3 protein-coding genes are annotated in these 10062 nt (G+C 47.3%); all 3 read right to left on the bottom strand.

Annotated features, from left to right (window positions below):
- Positions 1-103: 103 nt before the first annotated feature.
- A complete protein-coding gene (locus OCT58_RS09380) occupies positions 104-1528 on the bottom strand; it encodes a DHA2 family efflux MFS transporter permease subunit (protein ID WP_267202580.1) in 1425 nt (474 codons plus the stop codon).
- 140 nt (positions 1529-1668) lie between these two features.
- The gene (locus OCT58_RS09375; protein WP_267202579.1) at positions 1669-2043 is read right to left on the bottom strand and encodes a hypothetical protein; all 375 of its coding nucleotides are present in this window, start codon (positions 2041-2043) and stop codon (positions 1669-1671) included.
- A 190-nt stretch (positions 2044-2233) separates the two neighbouring features.
- The gene (locus OCT58_RS09370) at positions 2234-9673 is read right to left on the bottom strand and encodes a mucin-binding protein (RefSeq protein WP_368669261.1); all 7440 of its coding nucleotides are present in this window, start codon (positions 9671-9673) and stop codon (positions 2234-2236) included.
- Positions 9674-10062: the final 389 nt, after the last annotated feature.

Here is a 10062-nt window from a genome sequence, read left to right as displayed (position 1 = left end):
ATGATAAAATAGTGGTGCTCATCAAGGTCCTTCTTTCTAATGGATTGTACGGTAACACCATTAAAGACCTTGATGGGTTTTTCTGTCCACTTAAATGTTCAACTTAAATTTTACAATCTGCCTCTTGCAAATCGCTGCTGTGGGGCTTGGCCGTCATCTGGAAGGTCAACAGCAAAGCGATCACCACGAGGACAATCGTAAAGTAAAAGCCCCAGTGTGCGCCGGTGGTGAAACGAGCAGCAGCGGATCCACTGGCATAGTGGCGACCCAACTCCAGAAAGCTGGTCGCCAAGGCCGTTGCCAGGGCGCCGACAATTTGCTGCATGGTGTTAAGAATGGTGCTGCCGTCAGCCGATTCCATTCCCGACAGCGAGTTGAGGGCGCTAGTCTGGGAAGGCGACATCGCCAGCGGGCAGCCGATCATCAAGATCACGTGGGCGCTAATCACGTAGGCGACCGACGAGTGAGTACTGGTGCAGGCCAGCATGATCGCACCGACGAGGGCAATTGCAAAGCCTAGCATTGCCGGCTTCTTGGCACCGATGCTGTCGTACAAGCGACCGGCCACGGCAGAGGTCAGCGCGTTGATCACCCCACCCGGCAGCATGATGATCCCGGTTAAGGCGACTGGCAGTAACAATCCGTTTTGGATATACATCGGCAGCAGGTACATGGCCGACAGAATGATCCCAAAGTCCAGCATCACCAGGGTCGACCCGATCGCAAAGGAGCGATTCTTAAAAACACGCAGGTTCAAGATCGGCGTTTCCAGATGCAATTGCCGGTAAGCATACAGGCCCAGAACAACCAAGCCGATAATCAAGGCAGCCAGAACGGGCACCGAGAGCCAACCATCGCGACTGGAGAGGCTGGCGCCGATGACCAGGCCGGAGCAGCCAACCGCGGATTCGATGATCGAGAGGACGTCGACGTGGGGCCGGGTGATCCGACCGACGTTTTCCAGGGAGCTAATCGCAAACAAGAGGGCAACTAGAAGGAATGGCACAAACAGCCAGAAGATCCAGTGCCAAGAAAGCTGGGCCAGGATCAGGCCGGTTAGCGTGGGACCGATGGCCGGGGCAAACATGATCACCAGGGCGCAGACCCCCATGACGGCCCCGATCTTCTGCGGCGGGAAGATCTGCAAAACCACGGCAAACATCAGCGGCAGGATTAAGCCTGTCCCAATTCCTTGAATCATCCGGCCAATCAAAAGGACGGGAAAATTGCCCGCTAACGCCGAGATAATCGCCCCAACGATGAAGTCACTGAGGGCGAAGATAATGATCTGCCGGGTGGTAAACCACTTCGAGATCAGGCTCGACAGCGGCAAGATGATCCCGATGACTAGCATGTAGCCGGTCACCAGCCACTGAATGGTCGCGGTGTTGATGTTGAGGGCCGTCATCAGTTTAGGCAGGGCGATGTTCAGCGAGGTTTCACTGAGCATTCCCACGAAGGCCCCCAGGAGCATGCTGACCATTGCCAGTTTGGGATGGCGAACATGCCGGCGCGCTTGAGTATTCATAATCAAAAATCACTCCTCCAATTAATTCTCTTTTAGACACAATTGGTTACTTTACCAGAATGAATTAATTTTCGTAAGTGAATTTTATTTTAGTTTGATTTATTAGGCTATTAAATTAATAAAATTAAGTCAGTGGGCTCTCACTTCATCAAATGATGCTTGACGAGCCACTTATTAAACACAAAAAAGACAGTCCCGTAAAGCAATGCTACCAGGGTGATGATCAGAATCCAGGTCAGCAGGGAATTACCGGTCTGCTGGTGGGGCAGGGCAAAAACAAGTGCCACTACTATTCCCGCGCAGCCAAATAAGAATTCGTTGTAAAGAAAGATCCGCGGCTGGTTGATCCGGGGAAAGAGGAAACGCAGGTAATAATCCTGAATCACGGCTAGCACACCGGTTGCCACCACCAGCCAGATAAAGCCCCGCGGCGGTGGGAAATCTGCTCCTAATAGGAAAAGGCAATTCCATCCAATAAAGAAAATGATTGCTTCCATTAAACGCACTTTTTTCATGGTGGTTCCCTCCGTTTTCCCCTATTATCCCCTTTTTGCGCATGAAAAAGGAAGAGGTTCCAGCAACTCGGCTGAGCTACTGAAGTCTCTTTTTCATTGCCCGCAACCATCCACCTGGTTTCGAATCAAGTAAATAAATTTGGGGAGGTTATTTACTCTTTGAGCAGACTCTGCTACGAGCAATGAATATTTAGTTTTCACGCTTCTTCTTGGCGGCGAGCCCGGCCAGGCCGAGTGCACCCGCTAACTCAATTCCGGCAGCCGCTAAGATCGCACTGGTGTCGGTATCGTTGCCAGTCTGTGGGAGCGTGATGTTGTTGCCACCATTGGAAGCAGCGTTGCTAGTGCCGCTGACCGTGCTTGCGGCTTGACCTTGCAGTCCATTAGCAACTGTTCCGGCGTAACCGCCACCGTTACCAGTCTGACCGTTCGTGCCAGTACTCAACTGACCGTTAGCAGCAGTGTTGCCGTTGTAAGTGCCATTACCAGCAACGGTTCCATTGCTGGTACCCTGTTCAGCAGTGGTGTTCTGGTTAGAACCCGTATTGCCATTAGCATTTTGATCGTCATTAGTGGTTGACGAACCATTAGTAGTACTGTTAGCGCTTTGACCACCATTAGTGCTCCCGTTACTATTCTGACCATTATTAGTGTTCTGACCAGTATTCGTCGTATTGCCACCGTTGGTCGTCGAACCATTATCACCGTTCTTCGTGTAGGTGACCGTCGTGTTCTCGCCCGGATTGGTTGGCGTGACCGTGCTGGTCGTTGGCGTGTAGCCGTTGACGGATGGCACAGTCTGGTTTTCAGCGATCTTAGTTGGATCGTTTGGATCATTCTGGTAGGTCTGACCAGTGCCGACCTGCTTACCGTTTTGATCTACCGGAACGATCTGGCCTAACTTCTGATAGGAAACCGTCGTTGAGATGTTCTTTTGAACCGTTGGTTGGCCGGTAATTGTCTTTTGCGTGGTGTAGTAACCATCGACAACCGGTACCTGAACATCGCTGTACTTCTTTTGACTTGGCGTCCAGTCCGTGCCACTGATGACTTTTCCAGTGACCTTGTCAACCGTGACGGTCCGCGTCCAGGTTGAAGTCTGCACGTTATCGCCGGTTAAGGTCTCACCATTTGGACCGACAAAGTGAACCGTGTAGGTGTAGTCCTTGCTGTAGGTATCCTTAGCAGGCCACTTAGGACTGTTTGGATCGTTCGGGTTAATTGGTGTACCAGATTCATGTGAATCATTCGGGCCGAGTTGGGCCGTGCCATGCTTGACCGTGACAGTGTAGGTTTGATCGACGGATGGGTTATTGTCGAAGTTTTGACCGGTCGTTGGGTTGGTGATGTTCGTGACATCATAACCCTTGTTCTCCAAATCAGTGATCGTCTTGGTTTGGTCGTAGTTGATCGGCTGTCCACTCTTGCCGGTGACTGTGTCGGTTGTGATAGGGTTGCCATCTGGGTCAACGTATTTGATAACTACCTTTTCAGTGTCAGCGGTTGGAGTCTGAGAGCTTTGACTACCTTGACTCTGTGAGCCTTGACTGGTCTGGTTACCTTGACTCTGTGAACCTTGACTCGTCTGGCTGCCTTGACTCTGTGAACCTTGGCTGGTCTGACTACCTTGGCTCTGTGAGCCCTGACTCGGTTGACTGCCTTGGCTCTCTGAACCTTGACTCGGCTGACTACCTTGACTCTGTGAACCTTGGCTAGTTTGGCTGCCTTGACTCTGTGAGCCTTGACTCGTCTGACTGCCTTGACTCTGTGAACCTTGGCTTGGCTGACTGCCTTGACTCTCGGAGCCCTGACTTGTTTCACTGCCTTGGCTCTGTGAACCCTGACTAGTCTGGCTGCCCTGACTCTCAGAACCTTGGCTCGTTTCACTGCCTTGACTCTCGGAGCCTTGACTGGTCTGACTACCTTGGCTCTGTGAGCCTTGACTCGTTTCACTGCCTTGACTCTGTGAGCCTTGGCTCGTCTCACTGCCTTGACTCTCGGAGCCCTGACTTGTTTCACTGCCTTGGCTCTGTGAACCCTGACTGGTCTGGCTACCCTGACTCTCAGAACCTTGGCTCGTTTCACTGCCTTGACTCTCGGAGCCTTGACTGGTCTGACTACCTTGGCTCTGTGAGCCTTGACTCGTTTCACTGCCTTGACTCTGTGAGCCTTGGCTCGTCTCACTGCCTTGACTCTCGGAGCCCTGACTTGTTTCACTGCCTTGGCTCTGTGAACCCTGACTGGTCTGGCTACCTTGACTTTCTGAACCTTGACTGGTCTGACTGCCTTGACTTTCCGAACCCTGACTGGTCTGGCTGCCTTGACTCTGTGAGCTTTGACTAGTCTCACTGCCTTCGCTTTGTGAACCTTGACTCGTTTCACTGCCTTGACTCTCGGAGCCTTGACTGATCTGACTACCTTGGCTCGTCTCATTGCCCTGGCTTTGCGAACCTTGACTCGTCTGACTACCTTGACTCTGTGAACCTTGGCTCGTCTCACGGCCTTGACTCTGGGAGCCCTGACTCGTCTGACTGCCTTGACTTTGCGAGCCTTGACTCGTTTCACTGCCCTGACTCTGTGAGCCTTGGCTCGTCTCACTGCCTTGACTCTGGGAGCCCTGACTCGTTTCACTGCCTTGACTCTCGGAACCCTGACTTGTCTGACTACCCTGGCTCTGTGAGCCCTGACTCGTCTGGCTACCTTGGCTTTCTGAGCCCTGGCTCGTTTCACTGCCTTGGCTTTGTGAACCTTGACTTGTCTGACTACCTTGGCTTTCCGAACCTTGGCTTTCCGAACCTTGGCTAGTTTGGCTGCCTTGGCTCTGCGAGCCCTGACTGGTCTCACTGCCTTGACTCTGCGAGCCTTGGCTAGTCTGGCTGCCCTGGCTTTCGGAACCTTGACTCGTTTCACTGCCTTGGCTTTGCGAACCTTGGCTCGTTTGACTACCTTGACTCTGCGATCCCTGGCTGGTCCGACTGCCCTGACTCTGTGAGCCTTGACTCGTTTGACTACCTTGACTCTGTGAACCTTGGCTGGTCTGACTGCCTTGACTCTGTGAACCTTGGCTGGTCTGACTGCCTTGACTCTGCGAGCCTTGGCTAGTCTGGCTGCCCTGGCTTTCGGAACCTTGACTCGTTTGACTGCCTTGGCTTTGCGAACCTTGGCTCGTTTGACTACCTTGACTCTGCGATCCCTGGCTGGTCTGACTACCTTGACTCTGTGAACCTTGACTGGTCTGACTGCCTTGACTCTGTGAGCCTTGACTCGTTTGACTGCCCTGACTCTCCGAACCTTGACTCGTTTGACTGCCTTGGCTTTCCGAACCTTGGCTGGTTTGACTACCTTGACTCTGCGATCCCTGGCTGGTCTGACTACCTTGGCTTCCTGAGCCTTGACTCGTTTCACTGCCTTGACTCTGTGAGCCCTGACTGGTTTGGCTACCTTGGCTTTCTGAACCTTGGCTCGTTTGGCTGCCTTGGCTTTCCGAACCTTGACTCGTCTGGCTACCTTGACTCTGTGAGCCTTGGCTGGTCTCACTGCCTTGACTCTGCGATCCCTGGCTAGTTTGGCTACCTTGTGAATTCTGCTTACTTAACAGGATCCGATAGTTCTGTTGGGTATAAACATCATGGTCAAACATCTGTGGCGTCTGGGTATCAAAATTATTGGAAACAACCTTATAACCCTGAGCACCTAAAGCAGCTAGCTCGTTCTTTGTGCTGTAATTGATAACTCCGTTGGACTCGCCATAGATTGGGCCCGAGGTTGCCAAAATATTACCACTCGTAGCGTCAATATATTCTACTACCGCGACTTGTTCATTGGTGTAACGAACATTGGTGTTTTGAACCGGATCGGTCGGTGTAATCGTCGTCGACTGGCCATCCGCTGGCCGATAACCCGGAATCGTCGGAATAACTTCATCAGACTTAACTTTAGTTGGATCGGTCGGATCAGTTGGGTATTGCGGCGTTGGTGCGCCTTTGATCGGATTACCATTTTGATCAACTGGAATCAGGCTACCATTCTTTTTATAAACAATCGTGATTTCAGTATCCTTGTCACCTGGCTTAACGGTGCCACCGCCGACCGTCTTCTTAGTTGTCGTGTAGCCACTCAAAGTTGGTACTGTAACCATGCCGTATGTATCACCAGTCTTGTTCCACTTGCCTGGCGTGGTCTGGTTAGTCGTATGATTAATCGTATCTGGCGTCCGCGTAAAGCTAATTGTCTGAACATTATCTGGCAATAAAGTGTTACCATCCTGGTCAATAAAGTGAATCCGTTGCGTTGACTGCGAAGTCTGGGCATTTGCAGTCGTTACATCGTCCTTCACGTAGTAAACGTTAACGACACTATTTTCACTATTGTGATCAACTGCTAATGCCTTTACATTGGTCCCATCAGCTTGATTGTTTGGCGTTACCAAGGCAATGTGCTCGCCCGCTACAGCAGCTGGTGAAACCACTGCATCAAAAGTCTTGCCCGGTGTCCAAGTCAGTGTGCCTGGACCAGTAATTTGTGCCACACCTTTGTTGTAAGTGACGTTGACCAATTGACCAGTAGTCTTGTCATACATTCCGCTTCCGTTAAAGGTGACGGACTCGATCTCGGTATCACCAATCTTACCATTGCTTTGGACATAATTAATTGTCCGGGTAACGGTCTTTTGTAAAACATCCTTACCCAGATTTGGCTCTGGATTATTAGCATCTACCGGTACAATATTATGCAGGAAATGCACGGTATAGGTCTTACCGTCATACTTCAGGTCATTACCGTTAGTGTCATCCCCATTCAAGATGTAACCGGCCTTTTGCAGGCTGACGATTGTGTCCTTCGTGGTGTACTTGGCATCCCCGTTTTCCGGACCAGCTAATTGGACTTTTTGTAGAACCTTGCCACCTTCACTATCATCAAGGTAGTTAACTGTGACGCTTTGAATAGTTTGGTCAGGAGTATAGACAATTGTTTCCTTATAATTACCGTCACCTGGCTTAACCGTAATCGCTTGTGCACTGGCACTAGAAGGCGTATAACCAGCAACCAGTGGAGACTTAATCTCAGCAAAGGTTTGCGTGGCTGGCGTCCAAGCTAAACCGTTCGTGGTCAGCTCATTACCGTCCTTGTCAAACTTTGGATTACCATTGGAGTCGGTTTCAACATACTTACCCGTAACCAAATCGCGAGTTCCGGTTCCAGTGAATGTTACCTTTTGTTGCGCCGGGCTGGAAATATGATGTGCACTTAATGATGTTCCATCGCTAAAACTATAGGTAACGTCACGGGTGATCGTATTTTGCTGGCTGACGGGCTGAAGCTTGTGGACTAACTTGACATGGTAGATTTGATCTTTGGTATTATCATGGTCGAAAGTAATCGTGCCATAAGTTTTAACAGTACCGTCCTGATTAATTTGATCAATCTCATCGCTTTGAATTTTATAACCCTTTTGAGAAAGGTCCTTAATCTTGTTTAACGTTGTGTAGTTTGAAGAATCATCAGACGATCCAGTAACATCATCTTCATCCAAGTTTTTGATGTGATTTGAATCTGTTACATCTTGATAAATAACTTTTGCTTTTTGTTGCTCTGGTGCATAAAAAATATAAACGTTACTTACTTCATTTTCATTCTTGGGATAAGAAACACTAATTGTTTTAGCATTTTCTGTAATTGACGGTGCAATATTGCTATCATTTAATGTAATTGAACCACCATTTGCAAACGTCACTTTTTGTCCTGAAATAGGTGGATTATTTACTATCTTATATCCAGGGAATTTATTCGCGCTGACATCAATATTTGAATTTATTGATCCCGGATTATGACTGGAACTTATCCAGCCCAATGATTTGCCGTTCTTAATATTAATGTAATTAATGTTGAGAGTAGCCTGAGTCTGAGTTTTAGAATTATCGTGCGATGGCTGAACATTTCCAGAATACTTTTCATTACCATTACTATCCAAAACATGCATTGTAACTGTTGTGTCATAGTTTAACGGGTTATTAAATTCAAAGTTAATAGCTGAGAAAAATGTTGGGGCTTGATCCTTTAGCAAATTCTTATAGTAGTATTGATACATTACATTCTGGGCTTTAGACTCATCTTCATCAAACACCACCGTAGCCGAATTATTTAATTTATCTTTAACATCACTATTTGCGGATAATGATAATTCTTCCTTAGGAATATGAAACACGAAAAGATAACTACCATCATTTTGTTTTGAATAAGCAGCTCCACTAAAGTCGAGTTTATCCAATTGTGATAGGCTAAGATTATTTGCTTCTTCATATAATTTTTGTTGCTTAGCTGCCGCTATAACATATTCATCACTCATTTTGCCTTGACTAGTAACTGGATAAAACACTGGAGTAATGTATGCAGTTAAATCATGAATCCCATAATTAGAGTTACTAGGGTTTCTTAAGGTTAATCGATAATAAGCTTTATATGTATCTTGGAAATTAAGGTGCGAATTATCGCCGTTTTGAACCTCATTCTGAATTGTCTGATTCTTAATTAAATAGTGATGTTCATAGTCTTGCAATTGTGCACTATTAGTGCTCGGATATGGATTAACTGCATCTGTGCCCATACGCTTATCAGAATAAGAACTATGTTGAATAGTATACTTGTAAGTATTGAGTGTCTTACCATCATTGTCTGTCAAACTAATGGTTTCATAAAATGGTTCATCATTCTTATAAATATGTTGATCGGTTTGATAATTAAGTAGCGCAAAATCATCAAAATCAAAGCTAAGCTTCATTGCACCCTGAGCAACAATGTCATTTTTCACTACCAAACTAATATCTGTTTGCGCACCGTCACCAATTTTCACAACTTGACCAATTAGCTTATTATTTGCACTGTAATATACATTGTGCGTACCACCATGGTTCCAAAAATTAAAAAGTTTCCCATTGGAACTAGTAGATTTTATTTTGGCTATATTTATAGTTGTTCCAGCCTTTAAAGTGGTTATACCGGTTTTGGAAGTATCAGCATTGGCTAATGTAAGTGACATTTTAAGGCCAACAGTACCGAAGTTTTCACTTTTATAAGCACCACCAGCCCAATCGCCAGTGAAACTTCCACTAACATCACTAACAGTATAATTTGCGGAATTTTCTGCCAGTGATGCCTTCACCTGATTACCTGTCACCGGATTAGCTGAGGCAACGTTCAAGGTAGTGGTGTTGGCAGCTGAACTATTCGTGTTTTGCGCACTACTCCCCGCCGCAGAGCTTTGCAAGTTTGGCGTTGTACTTGCGCTCACGGGCGTATTAGTGACCGCACTGTTTGCACTTTGCGTGGCATTTTGGCTAATTACTGCCTGACTTGTTGGGGCCGTACTTGAACTTGCGGTCGCAGTTTGCGGCGCTACACTATTCTGGCTAGCTTGACCAAGCACCACACTCTGTCCACTTTCGACATTTGTAGCAGCACTGTTTGGCGTAACGTTGACGCCCGCATTGCCGTTAGCTTCGTTCCCGCTTACCGTATCAGCATTTGCAGCTGGCGCATTAGCACCGAAGTACAGCGTTGTTCCCAGTAAAACCGAGGTCACGCCAATCCCCAATTTCCGCAAACCATAGTGCGGAACCCGGTGCGAGTGCATGACTTTTTTCAAATATTCATTATTTTTTGAAACCATCTTCCCAACTCCCCTCAAATTTTCAATTATCGCTAATAATTGACTACAAACCCAATATAATTAAATTCATAGTTTTCAAGTCCATTTTAGAAAAAATAGCAAGTTTTTTCATCATCAAATTTATAATGAATTCAATGCTAGAACTTGCTTTTAAGGGGAGAATCGCCACGGGTCACACTTCACCTGAAAGGGTTTTAAATTAACTCGCTCACCCAAAGTGTCAAATTAATTGGTAGATTATAGAATGAAGTTAGCCACCTAATTGGTGGTAAATGCAAAAACGCCATTCGGCGTGACATCAGGTATCATATTAAGTGAATCAAACCTATATGAAAGGATGTCCGTCAAATGAC

It is taken from the genome of Limosilactobacillus kribbianus (assembly GCF_026413145.1).
In the GTDB taxonomy this organism is placed as follows: Bacteria; Bacillota; Bacilli; order Lactobacillales; family Lactobacillaceae; genus Limosilactobacillus; species Limosilactobacillus kribbianus.
Note: the sequence above shows the minus strand (reverse complement) of the source record. Positions and strands in the feature narration are given on the sequence as shown.